Source organism: Microbacterium sp. BR1 (assembly GCF_002812725.1).
Lineage (GTDB): Bacteria > Actinomycetota > Actinomycetes > Actinomycetales > Microbacteriaceae > Microbacterium.
In genome coordinates, this window is record NZ_NMUN01000003.1 from 17,680 (window position 1) to 41,123 (window position 23,444).

Consider the following 23,444-nt stretch of genomic DNA (forward strand, 5'->3'; position numbering starts at 1 on the left):
CGGCGATGAACACGGAACAACGTGGCGCCACGGAACTCGTCCACCTCGCCGATGAGGCGGCCATCGACACCTCGCTGTCCGCGGATGCGTTCCGGGCGGCCTTCCGCGGTCATGCGGCGGGCGTGGCCGTCATCACCGCGGAGGGTGCCGACGGTCCGGCCGGTATGACGGCGACATCCGTATTCTCGGTGAGCGCGACGCCCCCACTGCTGGTGTTCTCGGTGTCGGATCTGTCCTCTGCCACGCCGACGATCGTCGCGGCGGCCTCCGTCGTCGTGCACCTGCTCGGCGCGGATCAGGTCGACCTGGCGAAGCTCTGCGCGACGAGCGGTGTCGATCGGTTTGCCGACACGAGCATGTGGAAGCGACTGCCCACGGGGGAGCCGTACTTCCCGTCGGCGCACACATGGGTCCGCGGGGTCGTGGTCAACACCCTGGTCGCGGGCAGCTCTACCCTCATTGTCGTCAACGCGACCCATACCGGATCCGGGACGGCCGCCTCCGGGGGAGACGCGCCTGAGTCCGAGAACGCATCATCCGCGCGGCCCCTCGTTTACCACAACCGCACGTGGCACGAGCTCGGCAGTCACTCGCGGCTCGGCTGATGGGCGACGGTGCGAACAGTGCCCTCACGGCACAGGTGGAGGCGAGCTTCGACGCGACACCGGATACCCGTCTGCGGGGGATCCTGCAGTCGCTCACGCGGCACCTGCACGCCTGGATCGAGGAGACCCATCCCTCGATCGAAGAGTGGGAGGCGGGGATCCAGTTCCTCACGCGAACCGGACAGACCTGCACGGATGTCCGGCAGGAGTTCATCCTGCTTTCGGATGTGCTGGGGGTGTCGATGCTCGTAGAGACGCTCAACGGCGCGGATGTTCCCGAGGCGACCGACTCGACCGTGCTCGGACCGTTCCACATGACCGAGTCGCCCCTCCGCTCGATAGGAGCCGACATCTCGCCCCAGAGTGTGGGCGACGCGTGTGTCGTGGTCGGTCGTGTCGTGGATTCTGGCGGGAATCCCGTGGCGCACGCCTCGATCGACGTGTGGCAGGCCAATGCCGAAGGCTTCTACGATGTGCAGCAGCCCGACGAGCAGCCGCCCGGCAACGGGCGCGGAATGTTCACGGCGGATGTCGACGGGGGTTTCTGGTTTCGGACGGTCGTGCCTTCGGCCTACCCGATTCCGACCGACGGGCCGGTTGGTGCGCTGCTCGGCGCAACCCGGCGGCACCCGTTTCGTCCCGCGCACATCCACTTCATCGTCGCCGCGCCCGGGTACCGCGAACTGGTCACGCACATCTTCGTGGCGGGCAGCGACTACATCGACAGCGATGCCGTCTTCGCGGTGAAGTCGAGCCTGATCGCCGACTTCGTCGAGATGGACGATCCGGCGCTCGCCGCTCGGTACGGCGTTGATGCGCCCTTCCGTCTGGCGCGCTTCGACGTCGTCGTGACGCGCGACGACGATACGGAGGGCTCCGAGCTTCGTGCGTGAGTTCACCTACAGCTCGTTACCGATGCGCGTGCGGTTCGGGCAGGAGGCGAAGACCGCTGTGATCCACGAACTGCAGCGCCTCGGTGCCGAGCGCGTCGTTGTGCTTTCGGCGAAGCGTCAGGCGGCACTCGCGTCGGGGATCAACGCGGCCCTCGACGCGATCGGTGTCGGTGTCTTCGAGGGGGCGGAAATGCACGTGCCCGCCGCGAGCGTGCAACGCGCAACACGATTCGTACGGGAACGCGGTGCCGACGCGTGTGTCGCAGTTGGCGGAGGGTCTGCCATCGGGCTCGGCAAGGCGGTCGCGCTCGAGCTCGATCTGCCGATCGTCGCTGTCCCGACCACGTACGCCGGCTCGGAGATGACGCCGATCTGGGGCATCACGGTGGGGGACCGCAAGCGTACGGGACGCGACGCGCGCGTCCTTCCTCGAGCGGTGGTCTACGACCCGCGGCTCGTGGCCGCGCTCCCGAGGGCGATCAGTGTGACGAGCGGATTCAACGCGATCGCACACGCGGTCGAGGCGCTGTACGCACCGGATCTCTCACCCATCGTGCAGGTGATGGCGTCCGAAGGCATGCGCGCGATGCTCGCCGGACTGGCGGGTGTCGCCGAGGCCGAGGGTGACCTCGAGGCGCGCTCGGAGTCTCTGCGCGGCGCGTGGCTCTGCGGCGCGTCACTCGGCGCGACCACGATGTCGCTGCACCACAAGCTCTGCCACGCGCTCGGCGGGACGCTCAACCTGCCGCACGCCGAAACGCACACGGTCGTGCTGCCGTACGTCGCGGCGTTCAACCTCGAGGCCGCTCCTGGTGCTCGAGCGACCCTGGCCGAGATCCTCGGTGATCAGAACCCCGCAGCCCGCCTCCAAGAGCTTGCTCGGGGGTGGGGCGCGCCGCACTCGCTCCGCGAACTGGGCATGGACGACAGCGCGATACCCCGCATCGTCGCGGACGTCACCGCCCAGCCGTACGCGAACCCTCGTGCCGTGACATCCGAGTCAGTTCGGCGAATCCTCGACCACGCCTATCGCGGGGTCGATTGCTGATCGAGAGTCGACCACGGGCCCCGCTCAGCGGGCCGCTGCCGCCCGCTCCGCAACCAGATCCGCGTGCCAGCGCTCCGCGACATCCGGATGCGCGCGCAGGCGTGACTTGAGCGCATTCTCGCCGTACAGCGCGTGAATGGGATTTGCGGGATCCTGTGTGACTCCGGATGCCTCGGCGGCGAGCTCGTCCGGCAGCTCGATGAGCGGCAGCCGTCGATCCAGCGCCGGGTTGAAGAAGAACGGCACCGAGATGCGCTCGTCGGGGTACTTCGGCGAGATCACGCGGTGATTCGTCGCCTTGAGGTAGCCCTGCGTGGCGTACTCGAGCAGCTCGCCGATGTTGACGACAAAGGCACCCGGGACGGGCGGCGCGTCGACCCACGCACCGTCGCGCTCGACCTGAAGTCCGCCCTTGCCCGGCTCGATCCACAGGAGCGTCAAGACGCCGGAGTCCTTGTGCGCGCCGACTCCCTGTTGCGGTTCGGGGTCGTCCTTGCCGGGATAACGGACGATCTTGATCAGGGTCGACGGCTCACCGAAGTGCTCGTCGAAGTAGGTCTCGGGTGCGCCGAGCGCCACGGCCCAGGCGCGGAGCAGTTTGCGGGCGATTCCCGTGAGGTGCTCGTGCCATTCGTCGATGACCTCGCGCAGCTCGGGTTGTGCGGCGGGCCACAGGTTCGGTCCGATCAGGCGCGCGAAGTCGGGCGCCTCGGGGTCGGTGATCGCCTCGCGCTCGGGCCCGATGTCGATCTGCTCACGCCAGTCCACGTGTCCCTGGGTGCGCTCGCCGCCGACGCGCGTGTAACCACGGAAGTGGGGGCTCGTCACGTTCTCGATCGCGAGCTTGTCGGCCTCGGGCAGCGCGAAGAACCCGCGAGAGACTTCCAGCAGTCGCTGCTCGAGCTCGGGGCTCACGCCCGTACCGGTCAGGTAGAAGAACCCGACGTCGTGGGTTGCGGCACGCAATTCGTCGCGGAATCGCGCCGCGGCAGCGTCCCCCTGATCGAGGAGCGAGAGGTCGAGGATCGGCAGGCTGGCTTCTGACATTTCTCGAGGCTAAGTCCCTCCGGCGAGCCGTCGCGTTTTGTTGCCGAGCATTACCGGTGCAAGCCACGCCAGGCGTCGCCCATCGCGCCGACCGCTTCCGCGAGGATCGGGCGTGGCGAAGACGAGGCGAACGTATCTCTCGTACCCGGCTCCCAGCAGCGCTCCGTCCGTCAGCACGACGTCGGCGTGGTCGCGGAAGAACGCGGCTGGAGAATCGGGGATGTCCAGGGCGGCGGTGTCGATCCACGCGATGTACGTCGCCTCGGGCGGACGATAGCGCGCGCCGGGCAGGTGTGTCGCGAGCAGCTCGGCGAGCAGGAGGCGGCTGTCCGAGAGATATGCCCGCGTCTCGTCGAGCCAGGATTTGCCCTCCCGGTAGGCGGCGGTCGAAGCGACAACCCCCAGGGTCGACGCCCCGTGCTGCACGGCGAAGCCGAAGCGGCGGTAGGCCTGCTGGTCTGCGTTGTTGGAGGTGATCAGCTGAGCGGCCTTGAGCCCCGGGATGTTCCACGCTTTCGACGCGCTCGTGCCGGTGACCGTGTGTGCGGCGGTCTCGGGTGAGAGCGACGCGTACGGGATGTGAGGGCGTCCGTCGAAGCGGAGCGGTGCGTGGATCTCGTCGGCGAACACGCGGCCGCCGTGACGCTCGACGATCGTGGCAATCGCGAGGAGCTCATCGCGGGTGAGGACGGTCCCGGTCGGGTTGTGCGGATTGCACAGCACCAGGGTGCGGGCGCCCGCCGCGAACGCGGCATCGATGCGCTCGAGATCGTGCTGCCATCGGCCGTCGATCAGGGCCCCCGGCACCTCGATCACCGGGTGCCCGATCGTCGGCAGGTAGGTCAGGAACGGCATGTACGCCGGCGTCGGAACGACGACCGCAGATCCGGCGGGGGAGTACTCGGTGATCGCCACGCCGAGCGCCGCCATGACGTCCGAGACCGAGTGCACGCGGGCGGGATCCACAGCCCAGCCGTACTCGGCAGACATCCATTCCGCCGTGGCGTCGGCCACGTCGGCAGCGAGCGGAGGGGACAGGTACCCCAATGTGCCGTCGGTGATCGCGCGCGCGAGGGCCTCCGCGATCGCGGGCGCGGTTCCGAAGTCCATCTCGGCCACCCAGGCACCGATCTTGCCCGCGTGCAGGCTCCACTTGCGACTCTCGGGACGATCGAGCCGCGCGCGCGTCAGCGCGTCGAACGGATGCGCGGGCGGATGCGCGGGCGAAGTCATGATCCCATTCTCACCAGTCCTCTCGCGGGCGCGAGCGCGCCCGAAACACGACGTCACATTCGTGCCGACGCGGGTCAGAAATCGAAGAGGTTGGCCCGCGCACCGCCGGTCGCATACTCGCGGCGCAGGATGCCGCGGCGCCGGAGCACCGGCACGAGTTCGTCGAGGTAGCGGTGGATCGTCGTGGGGTGGAAGTCGCCCGAGAAGATGAAGCCGTCGTTGCCCGCATCGTCCCCCAACTCCTCGATGAAGTCAGCGATCTCTTCGGCCGTGCCGACATAGCCCCGCCGATCGGTGATGCGGCCCTTGCGGGCGTGCTGGGTGAGGATCTCTCGGAGCGGAACGTCGTCGAAGGACTCGAACCCGCCGCGCAGCCACGAGATCGAGCCGCGGGACACATGCTCACCGAAGTTCGCAGGATCGAGGGGGCTGTCGAGGTCGAGCCGTGTCAGGTCGGTCTCGAGGTCGGACGAATGCCCGAGGGCGATCTGGCGCAACTCCGCCTCGGATGGGTGGAGCGACGCCGTGACGATCCGCTCTGCCTCCTCGACGCTGGACACCACCTGCGGTTTGAACACGAACAGCGTCCGGATGCGTCCCTCGCGGCCCTGTCGGGCGGCTGCCGCCCCGACCTTCTCGCGGTAGCTGCGCACCGTGTTGATGTCGAGACTCGCGAGCGCGAGCTGCACGTCGGAGTGCGTCGCCGCGAACTCGATTCCGCGCGGCGAGCCACCGGGCGAAACGATGATCGGGTCACCGCCGCCCGCGAAGGGGATCGCGTTGAGGGGCCCGTCGAATGCGAAGTACTCGCCGCGGTGCTGGACGGTGTTGATGTGGGCGGCGTCGGCAAAGCGCCCGGTCGACGCGTCGGCGACGAGTGCCCCCTCGCCCCAACTGCGCCACAACTCGCGCAGGCCGGAGGTCCATTCATCCGCGCGGTCGTAGGCGGCGTCGTGCGCTATCGGGTGGAGGCCGAGATGACGGGCGCTCCCGACATCCGTCACGACATTGATGCCGACGCGGTGATCGCTCAGGTGGTGCAGCGAGGCGAACTGCCGTGCCGCAACGTATGGCAGGTAGGACGCGACGTTCACGGTCGGCACGATCCCGATGTGCTCTGTCGTGCTGAGCAGGTACGGGGTCAGCGCGACGGGGTCGTGCTTGGGTCCGCCGTAGGCTCCGCGAACGCGGAGATCAAGGGTGTCGGGCAGACCCGCCGAGATAGCATCCTCGATGATCACGAGGTCGAGGCCCGCCTGTTCGAGCTCGCGCACGGACTGCTGATACAGGGCGGGACGCTGCCACTCGTAGCCCCAGTCCCAGGCCGGGCTGCCCCATCCCTGCGGTCCGAAACCGCGCGAGAGGAACCATCCGAAGTGCTGCGGACGGGGCATGTCAGGCCACTCTCGAAACGGCGGAGACAGAAGCATCGGCGGAGACGTCCCGCGTGGCTGCGAAGGCCCCGGCGAGGTCTCGGATCAGATCGTCGACGTCCTCGATGCCGACAGAGAGGCGGATGAGGCCCGGGGTGATGCCCGCGCGTCGCTGCTCCTCTTCCGTGCGCAGATTGTGGGTCGTCGTGCTCGGGTGGATGACGAGCGACCGGACGTCGCCCAGGTGGGTCATCTTGGTGAACAGGCGCAGCGAATCGTAGAAGCGCCGGGCCGTTGTCTCGCCGCCCCGGAGCGTGAAAGCGAAGACCGATCCGAATCCTCGGGACAGGTAGCGTGATGCGGTGGCGTGGTTGGGGTTGGATTCCAGTCCGGCGTAGTCGACGGACTCGACCTCGGGCTGCGCTTCGAGAAAACGCGCGATCTGCGCCGCGCTGCCCGACTGTCGGTCGACGCGCAGCGAGAGGGTTTCGATGCCCTGCTCGATCAGGAACGCGTTGATGGGCGACGGCGCCGCACCGAAACGGGGAACCGCGAGATCGCGGAGGAATCCCGCGAAGGCACGCCTTCCGTAGCGCTCGACGTGAGTGAGGCCGTCGATCGCCCGCGTTTCGGACAGGTGCGGGTAGGCGCCCGAACCCCAGTCGAACGTGCCGGCGTCGACGATGAACCCGCCCAGCACGCTGCCGTGCCCGGCGAGGAACTTGCTCGCGGAGTGAACGACGATGTCGGCGCCGTGCTCGATCGGGCGCAAGAGGTACGGGGTGGCGAGGGTGTTGTCGATGATCAGCGGAGCGCCGACCGAATGGGCGATCTTGGCCACGGCGGCGATATCGAGGACATTGTTCTTGGGATTCGAGATGGACTCCGCAAAGAAGGCGCGTGTGGTTGGAGTGACAGCCGCGCGCCAGGCATCCAGGTCTGTGGGATCGTCCACGAAGTCGATCGTGATCCCGAACCGCGAGAGGTGCTCGAGGAACAGGCCGCGCGTGCCCTCGTAGATCGTGCCGGACGAGACGAGATGGTCACCCGCGTGCAGGATCGCCAGCAGCGCGTTCGCGGTCGCGGCCTGCCCGCTCGCGACGAGCATCGCTTCGCTCCCGCGCTCGAGCGCCGCCAGGCGACGTTCGACGGATTCGCCGGTCGGATTGCCGTGACGCGAGTAGATGAAGTCCGGCTCGTCGCCCGAAAAAGCTCCCTGCGCGTGGTCGAAGTCGTCGAAGGCGAAACCGGCGGTCAGGTAGATCGGGGTGGCGCGTGCCTGGTGGGGGTCTCCAGGTTCACGACCTGCGTGCAGCTGCTGGGTTGCGAAGCCCGCGGCGGGATCGAGGGATGTTGTCATGGCGGCGTTCCGTGTCGGGTATTTCGGGTGACACTACGCCGGGTGCGGCCGGGCGACGAGGGCGATGAAACGCGCCGTCATACAACCCTCGTCAGACGAATCGCACCCAGTTCGCGCCCGTGCCGGTCTCGGCGCGTTGCAGCAGCTCCAGGCGGTCGCCGTCCACGGCGTAGAGCGAAACGGTCGTCGACCGCTCGCCCGCCGCGACGAGAAGGGACCCGTCGGGGCTGAGCGCGAAGCCGCGCGGCTGCGGCTCGGTCTCCTGGAACCGACGGGGTGCGGTTACCGCGCCATCCGTCCCCACCGTCGAGGCGGCGAGGGTGCTCTCGGTTCGCTCGCTGGTCCACAGTGTTGCTTCGTCCGCGCCCCAGTGGATGTCCGCGCCCCAGATGAAATGGTTCGCCATCGGATCTGCACCGAAAACACTGTGCCCGAGTCCCTTTGCGGCGTCGACGACGGATGTCGCGCCACGAAGCCCGAGCGTTCCTGTTGTGATGTCGCGGTCGTAGTGCAGTACCTCGCCCGAGAACTCGGTGACCACGTACACAGCGTCGTTGGCAGAATTCAGCACGAGGTGGCGCGGACCGCTCCCCGTAGGCGCCGACACCGTCTCGGGGGAGAGGGGAACCAGACGTCGGTCGTCGTCGAGCGCATACTGGGCGACCAGGTCGGCGCCCAGGGACACGAAATACGCGAACCGCCCGTCAGCGCTCCCCAGTACCGAATGCAGATTGGGGAAGGTCACGCGACTGACCGGCTCGCCCACGACGCCCCCGTCGATACGGCAGCTGATGCCGTAGCCGCCGCTGTAGGCAGCTCCCAGCAGTGTGGTGCCAGCGTGGGCGAGGGCGAGGTAGTTCATGCCTCCGTCGGGCAGGTCCAGACGGCTACGGGGTGTGAGGGTGCCGGTCGTTCTGTCGAGTTCGAGAGTGAGGATGCCGGCGGGTCGGCCCGACGCGTCACCCTTGACCGCGGCGTAGACCAGGTCTCGGGCTGCATCGACCGCGAACGTCGAGCAATCGTTCAGTCCTCCCGTGACGCCGAGGCGTTCGAGACGCTGCTCGACAACACGGAAGACGCTGATCGATCCGTCGCCGGCGTTGGCGACCAGGACACGGGGAGTTTCGGTCATCCCTCGATGGTACGGGCGGGCTGCCCTCCGGCGGGGATCCTCTCAGGTGATGCGACGCAGCGCGGCGCTGACCCAGCGGGCGTAGGAACGCCACGGGTCCGGGCAGTCGAGCGCTGCGATGTGGGTCAGCAGTTCGGGGGCAGCGCGAAACCACTCGCCGCCCTCGCGCCATGCCGCGAAGTGCCGGTGACGCTGTTGCTCGAGCGCACGACCGCCGAGTTCGAACGCGAGAAGTTCGTCGTGCCAGATCGCTCCGAGACGTTGGCGTGGCCGCGCGGACGTGCCGATCTTGATGCGGTCCGCATACCGCAGGTAGTAGACGACGTCGACACGGGGACGCTCGACATCCGGATCGATCGTGTCGCCGACCCGCCAGTGGCACACGCTGCAGCGCAGATATCCCGCGCTGCGCTCCGCATCCGTCCCGCCGCAGAGCACGCAGGGATCGGTCGCGGGGACGGGGGAGGGCACGCACCCACGCTAGGCCGCCCCATCGACACGGGCGCCGCGTGGAACAGAACGTGCCCCGGGAGCAAAAAGCAAGCCCCTTCCGCGAACTCCACGCGACGGGCATTCTCTGAGCTGCTCGTTCTTCGGCGAGCCCCGTGATCGCGCGAAAGGCACCACCATGCTCGGCCTCATCATCAGCATCATCGTCATCGGTCTCATCGCGGGTGCGCTCGCGCGCCTGATCGTCCCCGGCAAGCAGAGCATGGGCATCGGGATGACCATTCTGCTCGGCATCATCGGATCGTTCGTCGGCGGATTCCTCGGCTTCTTCCTCTTCGGCGCCGATGCGCAGGACGGGTTCTTCCAGCCGGCCGGAATCATCGGGTCGATCATCGGCGCGATCATCGTTCTGCTGCTCTGGGGCGCCTTCGCTGGTCGCCGTTCGCGCCGCAGCTGAGCGCTTACATGACGGGGGATGTCGCATCCGACTCGCGACCGGCCAACCATGGGCGGCGCGGGTCGGACGCACCGCGGGCGCACATGAACCGGGGCGGAGGCGCCCTGGTGGTCGGCGACGTGCTCGCGGAGAGATATCGGATCGACGCGTTCGTCGGCGCGGGAGGCATGGCGTCCGTCTACCGTGCGACCGACCAAGCGCTCGGTCGCACGGTCGCGATCAAGCTGTTCGCGCCGGGCACCGCCGGACGCGGCGACGAGGCGCGCCAGATGACCGAGACACGGCTGCTCGCATCGCTCAGTCACCACGCGCTGGTCACGCTCTTCGACGCGCACCTGCCCGAGCGTGGGCACGCTTTCCTGGTGATGGAGTACATCGACGGGGGAACCCTCGACGCGCGCGTCATGGGTGGCGCGATCAGCGACACGGACGCAGCCTCGCTCGCGCGAGAACTGGGTGAGGCGCTGCATGTCGTCCATGCCGCCGGGATCATCCATAGAGACGTCAAGCCGTCGAATATTCTCCTGCGTCCGACGCTGGCACCAGAGAGCACCCTGCGGCCAACACTTGCCGACTTTGGCATCGCGTACCTCGTCGACACGACCCGTCTCACAGCGCCAGGAACCGCTATCGGCACGGCCGCATACCTGGCACCTGAACAGGTGCGCGGCGCCGCCCCCACGACGGCGTCCGATATCTACTCTCTGGGCCTGGTCTTGATCGAGGCGTTGACGGGTCGTCGCGCGTTCGCTCAGCAGACCCCGGTCGAAGCGATCGCCGCGCGATTGTCCGTTCAGCCCGAGATTCCCGCCTCGTTGGGTCCGCGGTGGCGTTCGCTGTTGACCGCCATGACCGCGCGCGATCCCGAACATCGCCCCACGGCCCTCGAAGTCGCCACGCGGGCGCGTTCGCTCGACACGCCGCCGAGTGATCCGGCCGTGACCGAATTCGTCGTCGGACCGGGCGCGGCGTCAGACGATGCCGGTGGTGCTGCGGCATCCGTAGCAACGGTCGCCGAGATGGACGCGGTTCCGCCTGCACCCACTCTCATGCTTCCGACCGAAGCGCTCTCGGATACCCCCACGGCACCGCACGAACCCGCTTCGGTCGGCGGCGGCGGCGACGTCGACGCGCGGCAGACGAGCCCCCTCGCGCGGTCGCGCCGTCTGCGTTTCGGGTTGCTGGGACTCGGGGCGCTGCTGGCCGCTGCTGTGCTCGCCGTCGTGGTCTGGACCGCCAACCTCCCGTCTGAGCCGACGCAACCGGATCTGCCTGAGGTGGGCGAGCCGCTCGACACGCATCTGCAGGATCTGCTCGACGAGGTGACACCGTGAGGCGCCGGGCAGGATGGCTCGTCCCGGCGCTCGCCGTGATGCTGATGTTCAGTGGTTGCGCGCAGGCGAACACCGATCTGACCGCGGAGTCGGCGGCACAGCTCCAGTCCCACGTGGTGTCCGTTGCCGAGACCGCGGCGACGGGCGACTACGCCGCGGCGATGGCCGAACTCGATGCGCTTCAGGCGGCCCTCGATGCCGCACGGGAGCGGGGCGAGGTGAGCGACGCGCGGGCGACATCGATACAGGCAGCGCTCGACGTGGTGCGCGCGGACCTGATGCAGGTTGCCGAGGTCGAGACCCCGAGTGCGCCGGTCGAGGCGCCGGTCTCGGAGACGCCCGCTGACCCGAAGCCGGAGAAGACCAAAAAGAGTGATGGAGACGCCCCCGGGCAGGGAAACGGCGGCAACGGCAACAACGGGAACGGCGTGGGGAATGGCGTCGGGAACGGCAACGGGACGGGCACCGGTGGAAATGGTGGGAACGGCGGCAAGGGCGGCTGACGCTGCGGTCACTGAGCTGCCGAACTGACCCGCGGCACCCCTGTTGCCCGAGTTTTCCGAAAGATGTGAGAAGTCTCATGTTTTCGGCGTGATTCCGGGCCTTTCGGGGTGGTTTTCGGGTCGGGAATGTCGGTGGCCCTTCGTAGTCTTTAGAACATGCATTCGACAGTCCGTGGGGTTGATGCCGAGTTCGGGGAACTTGCGCTCGATCTCGAGCAAGCGCGTGTAGCGGTCGCGCGGGCGCAGGCTGCGGAGGCGCGGGTGTTCGCGCGGGCGGCTGCTGTTGGGGCGCGTCGGGTCGCGGAACTGGCGTCGCCGTCGTCGCGTGAGGCGGAGTTGCCGATGCGTGCGTTGGCGGCGGAGTTGGGTGCGGCAACCCGGATGTCGGACCGGACGGTGCAGCGCCGGATGAACGACGCTCTGACGTTGAGCGAGAAGTTCCCCGCAACGTTCGACGCGTGGGAAGACGGACGAATCAGCTCCGGGCATGTGCAGACGATCGTGGACCACGGTCTCCCGATCACGGATCCGGATGCGCGTGCCCTGTTCGAGGCCGAAGCGCTCATGCGGGCCGAAGAGACCACACCGGGGCGGCTCGGTGCGTCACTGGCGCGACTGGCGGAATCTCTGCAACCCCGAACACTGACGGAACGCCACCAGGAGGCACGCGCGTCCCGCGGTGCGTGCGTGCGGGACATCGGGGACGGGATGGCGGAGTTCAGCACCGTCCAACCTGCTGTGTTGGCGCACGCGATGCACGACCGGATCACGCAGCAGGCGAAGGCGTTGAAGGACGCCGACCCGGCGGATGCGCGCACGCTGGATCAGATCCGCGCCGACCTCATCGCAGACATGCTCCTCACGACCTCGCCCGACGCGCAGACCGGTCAGGGGATGTCGGACGGGTTCGGTGGGCTCGGGTCGATCCGGGGCATTGTGAATGTCACCGTCCCTGCCCTGGCGTTGGCGGGAGTCACGGAAGAGCCCGCAGAACTGGTTGGTCGGTGTCCGATTGATCCCGATACGGCGCGGCGGCTTGCCGGTCACGCAACGGGGTGGGACAGGGTCCTCGCCGATCCGATCACCGGGTGTGTTCTCGCGGTCGACCGGTACACGCCGTCCGCGGATATGAAGCGGTTCCTGCAGGCCCGGGATCAACATTGCCGGTTCCCCGGGTGTCGGCAACCCGCGCGCCGGTGCGACCGCGACCACACCCTCGACTTTGCGTTGGGTGGCGCGACCGATGTCTGCAACTTGGCGTGCCTGTGCAGGCGGCACCACACGCTGAAAGGTGAAACCGCCTGGACCGTGAGGCAACTCGGCGGCGGGGTACTGGAGTGGACGTCCCCGGGTGGACACGTCTATATCGACACACCACCACCCGCCATCCACTTCACCCCCAACGCGGATCCACCCCCGTTCTAGGTGTACCCGGTCGGCACGTTGGTGACGGTCGGGTAGGGAGAAGGCCTCCACGATTGGTGGTGTCTAACGTCACCGAAGTGGAGGCCTTCTCTTGGTCCACCGTAATGCGCGGCTCACTGTCGCGGGCCGTCTGATTCTCGTGCGCCGGGTCCTCGCCGGCCGACCTGTCTCACATGTCGCGAAGGAGATGGGCGTTTCGCGACAGTGTGCCCATCGCTGGCTTGTCCGCTACCGCGCGGCGGGCGAGGCAGGGCTGTCCGATCGGTCCTCGCGTCCGGTCTCGTCGCCGACGGCGACTCCCGCGGCGATAGCGGCGGCCGTTGTCGAGCTGCGCTCGCGGGAGCGGCTCGGGCGCGACGATGTCGCCCGCCGTTGCGGCGTCAGCCCGCGCACAGCCTCCCGGTTGATCGCGAGGGCGGGCCTTCCGGCGTTGCATGAGCTGGACCCGGTCACGGGGATCGCGTTACGCGCGTCCCGGCGCACCCAGATCCGTTACGAACGCGACGCCCCGGGAGATCTGATCCACATCGACGTGAAGAAGCTCGGCCGCATCCCCGCCGGTGGCGGCTGGCGCTCCCAGGGCCCTGACTTCATCGATCACAACCACGGCAGGGACCGCCGGGTGAAGCTCGGGTTCGACTACGTCCACGTCGCCGTCGACGACCACTCCCGGCTCGCGTTCGCGCAGATCCTCCCCGAGGAGAAGGGCACCACCTGCGCGGCGTTCCTCGCCGCCGCGGCGGAGTTCTTCGCCCGCCACGGCATCCGGATCCGCGAAGTCATGACCGACAACGCCAAGAACTACACGGTTTCGGCCGCGTTCCAGGGGCAGTTGGCAGCACTCGGCGCGAAGCACATCACGACCAGGCCGCACTGTCCCTGGCAGAACGGCAAGGCTGAACGCTTCAACCGCACCATGCAGGAACACTGGGCCTACCGCGCCCCCTACGCCTCCAACCAGCATCGCGCTGAAGCGCTCGCACCCTGGCTCGAGCACTACAACTACGCTCGACCACACACCGCCTGCGACAGCCAACCTCCGATCAGCCGACTGTCACCAACCTCATGACCGAGTACATCTAGGGGATGACGCCGCACCCACCGCTCACTGCGCCTGTTGATGTGATCAGCCGCGCCCTGAAACTGCGAACTGGCCGTGTATTTGGCCACATGGCCAAAACTAAGTTGGCCATATGGCCAAAAGTGCTTACCGTGGAGCCATGACCCCACCACGCGAGCATCGGCCTATCGAAGAACGACGCCAGCAGCTGGTCGACGCCAGCGTCGACGTCATGACCGAATCCGGAATCGCCGCCGTGACAACCCGCGCCATCACGGCACGCGCGGGACTACCGCACGGGGCCTTTCACTATTGCTTCGCGTCGAAGGCCGAACTTTTTGCGGCCATCCTCACGCAAGAGGTGCGGCGCTCCCTGTCGGCGGCATTCGAGCCTCCCGTCGAGCCCGAAGCCCCTGTCGACCGCATCGCACTCGGGCTGCGGGCGCGCCTCGACCTGGTCATGGCGCGGCCGACCTACGCCCTCGCGCTCACCGAACTCATGTCACTCTCGCACCGCGACCCCGAGCTGGGGCACCTGGCCACGTGGGAACAGCGCGAGTACCTGCGCGAGGTCACCCGCAACATCGCCGAATGGTCAGAGGCCGACGGTCTGCGATGGACCGTGACCCACACCGCCCTCGCAGCGCTGTTGATCGCGATCTCGGACGGCGTCGCAAGCGCCTGGCTCAGTTCGCGTGATGACGCCGCGGCCGACGAGACCATTCGCGTTGCCGCAACCGCCATTTCCACACTTCTCGAGGAGGGCCGATCATGAGGTGGATCTATCTGACAGCCGCGATCCTGACCGAGGTGACCGCGGCCTTGTCTCTGCAGGCGGCGGTCGACGCACCGGGATGGTACGCGCTCGTGGTGGTCGGCTACCTGGCGGCCTTCTTCTTCCTCACGCGCGTGCTGGCCGCGGGCATGGCCGTCGGCGTGGCGTACGGCATCTGGGGTGCATCCGGCGTGGCACTCACCGCCGTGATGGCGGCCGTGATCTTCGGACAGGCGCTCACCGGCTTCATGATCATCGGGCTCGTCGTGATCGTCGCGGGGGTGCTCCTCGTCGAGATCGGATCGCAGCGCGCGCACGCCGCGCGCGCACGCCAGGCGCACGGAGCCGCCGGGGCAGGTGCATCCTGATGGCCTGGGTGATGTTGGCCGCCGCCATCCTGCTGGAGGTCGCCGCGACGCTCAGTCTGAAAGTCGCCATAGATGGCAAAAAGCGCTGGTTCATCGCGGTCGGAGTCGGCTACGTCAGCGCGTTCTCGCTGCTCGCGGTGTCCCTGTCGCTCGGACTGCCGATCGGCGTCGCCTACGGAATCTGGGCCGCAACGGGCGTTGCCCTCACAGCGATCCTCGGGCGCGCGATCTTCAGAGAACCGCTCACGTGGACGATGGGCGCGGGAATCGCCTTGATCGTGGCCGGAGTGTTTCTGATCGAACTCGGCCACTGATCGCGCGTCCGGCTACTCCGGTTGGCGCGTCGACTGCCGCAGGATGAGCCGCGTCGGCAGGGGAGTGTCCTCGGTCACGCTTCCCGGTTCTTCCACCGCGATCAGAACCTTCTGCATCATCAGCTCCCCGAGGCTCGCAAAGTCCTGCCGCACCGTCGTCAACGGGGGATACAGGTACCCGGCCTCGGGGACATCGTCGAAACCGATGATGCTGACGTCCTCGGGAATCCGGATGCCTCGCTCGCGCATGGCCGACATGAGGCCGATCGCCATCTGGTCGTTGCCCGCGAAGATCGCCGAACCGGGATCGAGCTCCAGTCGAGTGCCGATCTGGTATCCACTTGCCGCGGTCCAATCGCCGATGGCGTGATCGATGACCTCGAGCCGCCTCGCCCCGAGTTCGTCACGCCATCCGCGGACCCGCTCCAATGCGTCGGGTGCCTGCAGCGGACCCGACACGTGGAGAATCCGGCTGTGTCCGAGCTCGGCCAGGTGCCGCACGGCCGAGCGCGCGCCCCGATATTGGTCGATCGACACGATCAACGGGCTCCGCCGAGGACTCGCCGCGGCCGCAACGATCGGGACACCGAGTTCGAGCCCCCGCACCATCTCGAGCACCCCGACATCGACCACGATCAGGACGATGGCGTCGACCCGCTGACGCAGGAGCCCTTCGACGGCGGCACGCGCGACGGCAGGATCCTCGTCCACTGCGCTCACGGTCTCCACGCTGTATCGGGCGTTCCGCGCGGCGAACGTGAAATGCATCGCGATCGACGCGGGACCGTAGTCGGTGATTCCCGGGGCGACGAGCCCGATCGTCCGCGTCCGACGCGTCACCAGGGCGCGGGCGGCGGGGGAGGGGCTGTACCGCAACTGCGCGATCGCTTGTTGAACTCGCGCTCGTGTTGCGGGGCGAACGTTCGGCAGATCGTTGATGACGCGCGAGACCGTCTGGTGCGAGACACCCGCAAGACGGGCGACATCGAAGATGTTCGCCGTCTTGGCCATCCCGTTGTCGGCGCCCCCGTTCTCGGTGACGGGCCGGTCCTCAGACATCGTCACCCCCGGGCTGAGCGACCAGCGCGAGCAGCGTGTCCATCGTCAGGTTCTCGCCGGGCAGCACGTCGACCACAACCCCGTCGCGCAGCACGGCGACACGATTCGCGACACGCACGACCTCTTCGAGCTCGGCGGAGATGAACATCACGGACAGCCCATTCTCGGCCATCTCGACAACGAGGTTCTGGATCTCGACCTTTGCGCCCACGTCGATACCGCGCGTCGGTTCATCGAGCAGGAGAACCTGCGGCGACAGGGCCAGGAGTCGTGCCAGCAAGACCTTTTGCTGGTTCCCGCCCGACAGGGTTCCCGCCGGGCGATCGAGGTCGGGCGGACGGATGTCCAGCGCCTCGACCCAGCTCGCGGCCAACTCGCGTCGACGAGCCGTCGGGATGCGGCGCAGGATGCCTCGATCCGCCTGAAGTGCCAGGGTGATGTTCTCGAGCACGCTGAGATCGCCGATGATCCCCTCGCGGCGGCGGTCCTCGGAAGAATAAAAAACGCCGAGGGCCATCGCGGCGCGCGGGCCGTCACCCGAGACATCCCTGCCCGATATACGGATGACCCCGCTGTCGACGCGATCGACGCCACTGATCGCGCGCGCCAGTTCGCTCCGCCCCGAACCGAGCAGCCCCGCGACACCCAGCACCTCGCCTGCCGCCAGGTCGATGTCGGCCCCGCGCAGCCGACGCCCGACCGTGACGTCTCGCGCTATGACAAGGGCCTCGGGCTCGTCCGACGCGCCGTCGGGCGAGAGATCCGTGGCCGGTCGCCGCGTCGTCAACGCCGCAGCGCTCCGTCCCAGCATCGCCTCGACCAGATCGATCCGCAGCAGCTCCTCGGTGAGGTATTCGCCGACGAACTTGCCATCCCGCAGCACGGTGAGGCGGTCGCACAGCTCGTACACCTGATCGAGGAAGTGCGAGACGAACAGCACCGCGACACCGCGTTGCGTCAACTCGCGGATGACCCGGAACAGCTCGGCAACCTCGTCCAGATCGAGGCTCGATGTCGGCTCGTCGAGCACGAGCACCTTCACGTCGGTCGAGATGGCGCGTGCTATCGCAACGAGCTGCTGCACCGCCACCGAGTGGGTTCCGAGCAGCGACGCGGGATCGATGTCGACCCCCAACTCGGCGAGGATGTCGCGGGCTTCGCGCCGCATCGTCTTCCAGTCGATCCCACCGAGCCTGCGGGGCTCACGTCCCAGCGCGATGTTCTCGGCCACCGAGACGTTCGGCAACAGATCGATCTCTTGATAGACCGTGCTGATCCCGGCCCGCTGCGCGTCATGCGGTGATGCGAACCGCACAGCCACACCGTCGAGTTCGAGCCGTCCGGCATCCAACGGGTAAACGCCGGTGATGGCCTTGATGACGGTCGACTTGCCGGCCCCGTTCTCGCCCATCAGCGAATGGACCTCGCCGGGGAAGAGCCGCAGACCCACCCCGTCGATCACGGCGTCCGCGCCGAACCGGACCGTGGCGCCGGTCAGCTCGAGGATCGGCGCGGCCGGTTGCATCTGGCCATTATCGCGGTCGCGGGAGCGCAGGCCTCCGACCGACATCGGGCGCGCCGCGTTACGTTCGCCGTTGCGAGCGCGCCACGATCACTCGCTGTACGACGATGAACACCAGAAGGAGGAAGCCGATGATGATCTGCGTCCACGACTGCTCGGCGCCCATGAACGAGATCAGCTTCTTGATCGTCCCGTAGACGAGCACGCCGACGAGCGACCCCAGCACGTACCCGGTGCCGCCGGCGAGCAGTGTGCCGCCGATCACGACCGCGGCGATCGCATCCAGCTCCGTGCCGATGCCGTTGCGCGGATAACCCGCCCCCGAATACGCCGTGAGCAGCAGGCCGGCGACACCGCCGCAGACACCGCTGATGACGTACACGAGGATCTTCGTGCGCGCGACCTTGAGGCCCATCAGCCGGGCGGACTGTTCACTGCCGCCGATCGCATAGACGGTGCGGCCGAACCGCGTCCAATGCAGCACATAGAACGCGATGGCGACGACCGCGAGCGCGATGAGCCCCGTCGGGGTGATGTACCACCCGCCGAAGGCGAAGCGGGTGCGCTGCAACCAGAGCACCGCCGGGTCCTCCACGCGGATCGACGACAGGCTGACGACGAATGCGAGGCCGCGGGCCAGGAAGAGCCCCGCGAGTGACGCGATGAACGGCTGCACGTTGAAGTACTGCACGAGGACGCCGATCATGAGACCGATCGCGGCCCCACCCAGCAGCATCACGGGGATCACGACGATAGCGGGCAGCTGCTGGGAGAGCAGGCTCGCGCTCAGGATGCCGGTGAAAGCCATGACGGACCCGACCGACAGGTCGATGCCGCCCGTCAGGATGACGAAGGTCATGCCGACGGCGAGCACAACGAGGTAGGCGTTGTCGAGCAGGAGGGCCGACAGGTTGCCGGGCGTCAGGAAGCGATCGAAGCGCACCTGCGCCGCGACCAGCAGGATGACGAGGATGGCGACCGCGGCAAGCGTCGGCATGAGCGACGAACGCCTGCTCATGAACGTGTTGTAGCGCGCGAGGAGGCCGCGTTCGGTTGGCGGAGTGCTCGGTCGGGCCTGCAGTTCCGTGGTCATGATGCAACCTCCGCCTTGTTCGAGGTGACGAGCGGGCTGCCGTTCGGCGTATCCGTGGGTCGTGGGGTGCGCCGTCGGGTCAGGTCCCGGATCGTCTTGTGGAGTCGTGGCGATTGCAGGATGACGACGACCACCACGACGACGGCGAAGAACACCGGGCTCTGCGCCGGGGGAACCCCGAGGAAGAGGATCGTCTTGTCGAGCGTCTGGATGATCAGCACGCCGACGACCGTGCCCGCGATCGTGAACTTGCCGCCCATGAGCGACGTGCCACCGAGCACGACCGCGAGGATCGCGTACAGCTCGATGAACAGCCCCGCCGCGTTGGCGTCCGCGGCGCGGATGTTGGCGCTGTAGATCACCCCGGCGATGCCGGCGAGCAGTCCGCTTGCCAGGTAGGCGCCGAAGACGATGCCCCGTGATCGGACACCGGCCAGGCGGCTCGCCTGCGGGTTGATGCCGACCGCCTCGGTCAGGACGCCGAGGGCCGTGCGGCGCTCCGCGAGCGCGACCACGATGATCGCCCCCAGGGCGATCAGGAAGGCGACGGGCAGGAACAGCAGGTATCCGGTCGCGATGAACGAATAGGGCGCGCTGTTCACGGTCGTGATGAAGCCATCCGTGATCAGCAGCGCGACACCGCGCCCCGCGAGCATCAGCACGAGGGTCGCGATGATCGGTTGGATCCCGACCACCGAGACGAGCAGGCCGTTCCAGGCCCCGAGCGCCAACGAGACGCCGAGCGCGACCACGAGCGCCAGCATGACCGTCGGCAGCCCGCCGGGATCGCTGGATGCGTCGATGATCGTCAGGGCGACCGCGCCCGAGACGGCCATGATCGCGCCGACCGACAGGTCGATTCCGCGAGTCGCGATGACGACGGTCATCCCGAGTGCGACGAGCATGAGCGGCGCACTCGTGCGGAGGATGTCGATGAGCACCCCGTACAGCTGCCCGTCGCGCACGGTCACGACGATGAACTGCGGCCGGACGATCGTGTTGACGAGGATCAGGGTGAGAAGCGCCGTGATGGGCCAGAACAGCCTGTGGCGCATGACTTTCTTCATGCTGCGTTCCCTTCGCCGCCTTCGGCGATGTAGTCGATGAGGTCGTCGAGATCTGTGCGGCTCGAGTCGAGTTCGCCGATGCGCCGACGATCGCGCATCACCACGACCCGCTGAGCCAGGCGCAGAACCTCTTCGAGCTCGGAGGAGATGAAGACCACCGCGAGACCCTGGGCGCTCAGCTCGGCGACCTTGCGCTGGATGTCGGCCTTGGCCCCGACGTCGATGCCGCGGGTGGGTTCGTCGAGCACGATCAATTCGGGGGCGGTGGCGAGCCAGCGCCCGAGGAGGACCTTCTGCTGGTTGCCGCCGGAGAGGTTTCCGGCGAGCTGGTTCGGGTCTGCGGGACGCACCCCGAGCGCCTTGATGTACTCGCTCACGATCGCATCCTGCTCCCCGCGGGGGATCTTGTGCAGTGCGCCTCGCCGGGCTTGGATGCCGAGGACGATGTTCTCGCCCACGGTGAGGTCGGCGATGATGCCTTCCTCGCGGCGGTTTTCCGACGAGAAGGCGATCCGATTCTCGATCGCGTGGCGCGGGGTCGTGACCCGGACGGGCTTGCCCTTGACCTCGATCTGTCCCGAGTCTGCGCGATCGGCGCCGTACAGCAGCCGGACGAGCTCCGTGCGCCCCGATCCGAGCAGGCCCGCAAGCCCCACGACCTCGCCGGGATAGACATCCAGATCCGCCGGTTCGAGAACACCGCGGCGTCCCACACCCGTCGCCTGGAGAACGGGGGTGCCGCTGCGGTCGATGATGCGCTCGGATACCGTGGCGAGCGCGGCGAGTTCGTCGAGCTCGCGGCCGATCATCTTGGTCACGAGCTGCCCGCGGGGAAGATCGCTCGCCAGGTACTCACCGACCAGACGGCCGTTGCGGAGCACGGTGATGCGGTCGGAGATCTCGTACACCTGGTCGAGGAAGTGACTGACGAACAGGATGGCCACGCCCCGATCCCGGAGCGTGCGGATCACGGTGAAGAGCTGCTCGACCTCGTTCCGGTCCAGGCTCGAGGTCGGTTCGTCGAGGATCAGCACCTTGGCGTCGAGCACCATCGCCCGGCTGATGGCGACGAGCTGCTGGACCGCGATCGAGTGGCTCGAGAGGATCGAGCGCGGGTCGATGTGCTGGCCGAGATTGTCGAGCTGTTCGGCGGCTGCTCGGTGCACGGCCTTCCAGTCGATCGTCGCGCCGCGGCGGATCTCTTGGCCGAGCATCACGTTCTCGCCCACCGAGAGGTTGGGGGCGAGGTTCACCTCTTGATAGACCGTCGAGATACCGGCGGCTTGAGCGTCCGCCGTCGTTTCGAAGACCCGCTCGACGCCGCCGACGCGGATCGTGCCGGAGTCGATCGAGTAGACGCCCGTGAGTGCCTTGATGAGGGTGGACTTTCCGGCGCCGTTCTCGCCCATGAGCGAGTGCACCTCGCCCGGCCGGAGCGTCAGGGCAACGTCATCCAGGGCCAGAACCCCGGGAAAGCGGATCGTGACGCCGGTCATCTCGATCACCGGGGGGACTTCGGTGTCCGCGGGCATGGCTTCTTCGCCTTTCGTGCAGTGGTGCCCGAAGCCGCCGGGAAGTGGTTCCCGACGGCTTCGGACGGGTGATCCGTGCTGGTTATCCGGTCAGCGGATCAGTACAGACGGGAGTCGATCACCTTCGCGGCCTCTTCGGGCGTGAAGCTCAGGTCCTCGACGTAGTACTCCTTCTCGACCTCGTTGCCCGCCAGGACATCGGTCACGATGCCGGCGGCGAGGTCACCGAGGAGCGGGTTGCACTCGACGATGAAGTTGATCTTGCCGTCGATCAGGGCGAGCATGCCGTCCTTGACCGCGTCGATCGAGATGATCTTGATGTCCTCGCCCGGAACGGCACCGGCAGCTTCGATCGCCTCGATGGCGCCGAGCGCCATGTCGTCGTTGTGCGCGTAGACCAGGTCGATCCCATCGACGCCGTACTTCTGCAGGAAGCCCTCCATGACCTTCTTGCCACCGTCACGGGTGAAGTCGCCCGTCTGCGAGTCGATCTTCTCGATCTGGGTGCCCTCGATGGCCTCGTCGAAGCCGGCGGCGCGCTCGTTGGCAGGAGCCGATCCCGTTGTTCCCTCGAGCACGACCATGTTGGTCGGGGTGTCGCCGAAGTTCTCGGCTGCCCAGGTGCCGGCGGTCACGCCCTCCTTGCGGAAGTCGAGGCCGACCCAGCTGGCGTAGAGGTCGTCGGAGGCCGAGACCGTGCGGTCCTCGAGCACGACGGGGATGCCGGCATCCGCTGCTTCCTGCAGGACGTCGTCCCAACCGTCCTCCACGATGGGCGCGATGACGATGGCGTCGACGCCCTGGTTGATGAAGTCGCGCACGGCCGCGATCTGCGCCGCGGGGTCGTTGTCGGCCGCGTTGAAGATCAGGTCGAACCCGTTCTCTGCCGAGAACGCCGTCTTCATCGACTCCGTGTTGGCCGAGCGCCATCCGGACTCCGATCCGGTCTGAGCGAAGCCGACCGTGATCGTCTCGTCGCCCCCGCCATCGCCGCCGTTGCCGGCATCGGTGGAGCTCGAGCATCCGGCAGCCGTCAGAGCGATCGCTCCTGCGAGTGCGAGACCGGCGAAGAGCTTGCCTTTTCTGATCATTCCAAAACCTCCTCGTTCTGGGCCGGCCCCTGTGCCGGCATCCTTGGTGCGCGTCGCTTTCGAGTTCGCGTCGCAGCTGAATGTTAGCCCTAACATTTCGCATCACAAAAGAGCGAGTTTGGTAACGATTGCGTCACGCAAGCCGCGTTTTTCAGAGCGTTTCGGGCGCGCTACGCAGGAAATTGACCGAAAGTGAGCCATCACATGTGATGAAATCACGCGACACGCCTCGTGCCATCCCACAACCGGTCCGCCCCGGAGATCCGCGGCGACCCCGGTAATCTGAACGGATGGCCGACGTGGTGGGACTCATCGCCGAGGTCTTCACGTGGATCGGCGTGCTGGGAGCCATCGGGCTCGCCTTTCTCGCCCTCGTCGCGCGCATCGCGGACGGCGACTGGGCTCCGGCGCGCGCGGTCGTCGAGCACACCGATGAGGGCTCGGTCGTGCGCTGGTTCGACGACCAAGGCAGGGTGAACGAGGCGCCCCTCGGCGCGCACGACCTCGCGAAGATCGGCCATCGCGACATGGCGGACATCGAGTACCGCCGGGGCTGGCAGAACCGTATGCGCCTGACGCACGGGTCGCCCGCCGTTCGTGTCTTCGTTCGGCTGTCGCTGTTGTTCGCGGCCGTCGCCGTGCTGGCCTATGCGGCCGGGTGGATCGCACTGATCGTCGAGGGGTGACCCGCATGTCAAGCTGG

Annotated in this window: 24 protein-coding genes; 12 read left to right on the forward strand and 12 right to left on the reverse strand. The window is 67.6% G+C overall.

Annotated elements, in window-relative coordinates; genetic code table 11:
- The first annotated feature begins 5 nt into the window (after nucleotides 1-5).
- The 3 genes from CGU35_RS02805 to CGU35_RS02815 are packed head-to-tail and all read left to right on the forward strand — an operon-like array spanning nucleotide 6 to nucleotide 2,546.
- Nucleotides 6-605: a flavin reductase family protein gene (locus CGU35_RS02805; protein WP_100810118.1), complete on the forward strand. Its 600-nt coding sequence runs from the start codon at nucleotides 6-8 to the stop codon at nucleotides 603-605.
- Complete coding sequence (locus CGU35_RS02810) at nucleotides 605-1,498, forward strand: dioxygenase family protein (protein WP_100810119.1); 894 nt, start codon at nucleotides 605-607, stop codon at nucleotides 1,496-1,498. The genes CGU35_RS02805 and CGU35_RS02810 overlap by 1 nt, the downstream gene beginning before the upstream one ends.
- A complete protein-coding gene (locus tag CGU35_RS02815; protein WP_198519499.1) occupies nucleotides 1,491-2,546 on the forward strand; it encodes a maleylacetate reductase in 1,056 nt (351 codons plus the stop codon). Before CGU35_RS02810 ends, CGU35_RS02815 begins: the two co-directional genes overlap by 8 nt.
- 24 nt (nucleotides 2,547-2,570) lie before the next feature.
- Here CGU35_RS02815 and CGU35_RS02820 read toward each other — a convergent pair whose 3' ends face one another.
- The 6 genes from CGU35_RS02820 to CGU35_RS02845 all read right to left on the reverse strand — a co-directional run bounded on the left by CGU35_RS02820 (nucleotide 2,571) and on the right by CGU35_RS02845 (nucleotide 9,162).
- Entirely contained in the window at nucleotides 2,571-3,593 is a 1,023-nt protein-coding gene (locus CGU35_RS02820; protein ID WP_036298230.1) for an isopenicillin N synthase family dioxygenase, read from the reverse strand.
- 9 nt (nucleotides 3,594-3,602) lie between these two features.
- On the reverse strand, nucleotides 3,603-4,826 hold the full coding sequence (locus tag CGU35_RS02825) for a MalY/PatB family protein (protein WP_100810120.1): 1,224 nt from the start codon (nucleotides 4,824-4,826) through the stop codon (nucleotides 3,603-3,605).
- Between the two features lie 74 nt (nucleotides 4,827-4,900).
- Entirely contained in the window at nucleotides 4,901-6,220 is a 1,320-nt protein-coding gene (locus tag CGU35_RS02830) for an LLM class flavin-dependent oxidoreductase (protein WP_100810121.1), read from the reverse strand.
- Nucleotide 6,221: 1 nt separating this feature from the next.
- Entirely contained in the window at nucleotides 6,222-7,559 is a 1,338-nt protein-coding gene (locus tag CGU35_RS02835) for an O-acetylhomoserine aminocarboxypropyltransferase/cysteine synthase family protein (RefSeq protein ID WP_100810122.1), read from the reverse strand.
- Nucleotides 7,560-7,650: 91 nt separating this feature from the next.
- Nucleotides 7,651-8,691, reverse strand: a complete 1,041-nt coding sequence (locus CGU35_RS02840) for a lactonase family protein (protein ID WP_100810123.1) — start codon at nucleotides 8,689-8,691, stop codon at nucleotides 7,651-7,653.
- Nucleotides 8,692-8,733: 42 nt separating this feature from the next.
- A complete protein-coding gene (locus tag CGU35_RS02845; protein WP_100810124.1) occupies nucleotides 8,734-9,162 on the reverse strand; it encodes a GIY-YIG nuclease family protein in 429 nt (142 codons plus the stop codon).
- Nucleotides 9,163-9,319: 157 nt separating this feature from the next.
- On the opposite strand from CGU35_RS02845, the gene CGU35_RS02850 reads away from it, so the two are divergent.
- The 8 genes from CGU35_RS02850 to CGU35_RS02885 all read left to right on the forward strand — a co-directional run bounded on the left by CGU35_RS02850 (nucleotide 9,320) and on the right by CGU35_RS02885 (nucleotide 15,377).
- The gene (locus tag CGU35_RS02850) at nucleotides 9,320-9,598 is read left to right on the forward strand and encodes a GlsB/YeaQ/YmgE family stress response membrane protein (RefSeq protein WP_100810125.1); all 279 of its coding nucleotides are present in this window, start codon (nucleotides 9,320-9,322) and stop codon (nucleotides 9,596-9,598) included.
- Nucleotides 9,599-9,705: 107 nt separating this feature from the next.
- Nucleotides 9,706-10,932, forward strand: coding sequence for a serine/threonine-protein kinase (locus CGU35_RS02855; RefSeq protein ID WP_198519500.1), 1,227 nt, complete (start codon nucleotides 9,706-9,708; stop codon nucleotides 10,930-10,932).
- Nucleotides 10,929-11,435, forward strand: coding sequence for a hypothetical protein (locus tag CGU35_RS02860; RefSeq protein ID WP_157813874.1), 507 nt, complete (start codon nucleotides 10,929-10,931; stop codon nucleotides 11,433-11,435). Before CGU35_RS02855 ends, CGU35_RS02860 begins: the two co-directional genes overlap by 4 nt.
- A gap of 156 nt (nucleotides 11,436-11,591) precedes the next feature.
- The gene (locus tag CGU35_RS02865; RefSeq protein ID WP_100810128.1) at nucleotides 11,592-12,860 is read left to right on the forward strand and encodes an HNH endonuclease signature motif containing protein; all 1,269 of its coding nucleotides are present in this window, start codon (nucleotides 11,592-11,594) and stop codon (nucleotides 12,858-12,860) included.
- Nucleotides 12,861-12,951: 91 nt separating this feature from the next.
- The gene (locus CGU35_RS02870) at nucleotides 12,952-13,929 is read left to right on the forward strand and encodes an IS481 family transposase (RefSeq protein WP_100810129.1); all 978 of its coding nucleotides are present in this window, start codon (nucleotides 12,952-12,954) and stop codon (nucleotides 13,927-13,929) included.
- Nucleotides 13,930-14,080: 151 nt separating this feature from the next.
- The gene (locus tag CGU35_RS02875) at nucleotides 14,081-14,695 is read left to right on the forward strand and encodes a TetR/AcrR family transcriptional regulator (protein WP_157813875.1); all 615 of its coding nucleotides are present in this window, start codon (nucleotides 14,081-14,083) and stop codon (nucleotides 14,693-14,695) included.
- Nucleotides 14,692-15,063, forward strand: coding sequence for a DMT family transporter (locus tag CGU35_RS02880; protein WP_198519501.1), 372 nt, complete (start codon nucleotides 14,692-14,694; stop codon nucleotides 15,061-15,063). Before CGU35_RS02875 ends, CGU35_RS02880 begins: the two co-directional genes overlap by 4 nt.
- The gene (locus tag CGU35_RS02885) at nucleotides 15,063-15,377 is read left to right on the forward strand and encodes a DMT family transporter (protein ID WP_100810132.1); all 315 of its coding nucleotides are present in this window, start codon (nucleotides 15,063-15,065) and stop codon (nucleotides 15,375-15,377) included. Before CGU35_RS02880 ends, CGU35_RS02885 begins: the two co-directional genes overlap by 1 nt.
- Before the next feature lie 12 nt (nucleotides 15,378-15,389).
- On the opposite strand, the gene CGU35_RS02890 is transcribed toward CGU35_RS02885, so the two are convergent.
- From CGU35_RS02890 to CGU35_RS02915, 6 genes are all read right to left on the reverse strand, one after another.
- Nucleotides 15,390-16,436, reverse strand: coding sequence for a LacI family DNA-binding transcriptional regulator (locus CGU35_RS02890; RefSeq protein WP_232711124.1), 1,047 nt, complete (start codon nucleotides 16,434-16,436; stop codon nucleotides 15,390-15,392).
- On the reverse strand, nucleotides 16,429-17,961 hold the full coding sequence (locus tag CGU35_RS02895; protein WP_100810342.1) for a sugar ABC transporter ATP-binding protein: 1,533 nt from the start codon (nucleotides 17,959-17,961) through the stop codon (nucleotides 16,429-16,431). The genes CGU35_RS02890 and CGU35_RS02895 overlap by 8 nt, the downstream gene beginning before the upstream one ends.
- Nucleotides 17,962-18,019: 58 nt before the next feature.
- Nucleotides 18,020-19,051, reverse strand: a complete 1,032-nt coding sequence (locus CGU35_RS02900; protein ID WP_100810133.1) for an ABC transporter permease subunit — start codon at nucleotides 19,049-19,051, stop codon at nucleotides 18,020-18,022.
- Entirely contained in the window at nucleotides 19,048-20,118 is a 1,071-nt protein-coding gene (locus tag CGU35_RS02905; RefSeq protein WP_100810134.1) for an ABC transporter permease, read from the reverse strand. Before CGU35_RS02905 ends, CGU35_RS02900 begins: the two co-directional genes overlap by 4 nt.
- A complete protein-coding gene (locus CGU35_RS02910) occupies nucleotides 20,115-21,650 on the reverse strand; it encodes a sugar ABC transporter ATP-binding protein (RefSeq protein ID WP_100810135.1) in 1,536 nt (511 codons plus the stop codon). The genes CGU35_RS02905 and CGU35_RS02910 overlap by 4 nt, the downstream gene beginning before the upstream one ends.
- 98 nt (nucleotides 21,651-21,748) lie before the next feature.
- Nucleotides 21,749-22,741 carry an ABC transporter substrate-binding protein gene (locus CGU35_RS02915; protein ID WP_100810136.1) on the reverse strand — a complete coding sequence of 331 codons (993 nt, stop codon included), beginning with the start codon at nucleotides 22,739-22,741 and terminating at the stop codon, nucleotides 21,749-21,751.
- 290 nt (nucleotides 22,742-23,031) lie between these two features.
- Here CGU35_RS02915 and CGU35_RS02920 point away from each other — a divergent pair, with 290 nt between their 5' ends.
- Entirely contained in the window at nucleotides 23,032-23,427 is a 396-nt protein-coding gene (locus CGU35_RS02920) for a hypothetical protein (protein WP_100810137.1), read from the forward strand.
- Nucleotides 23,428-23,444 lie beyond the last annotated feature (17 nt).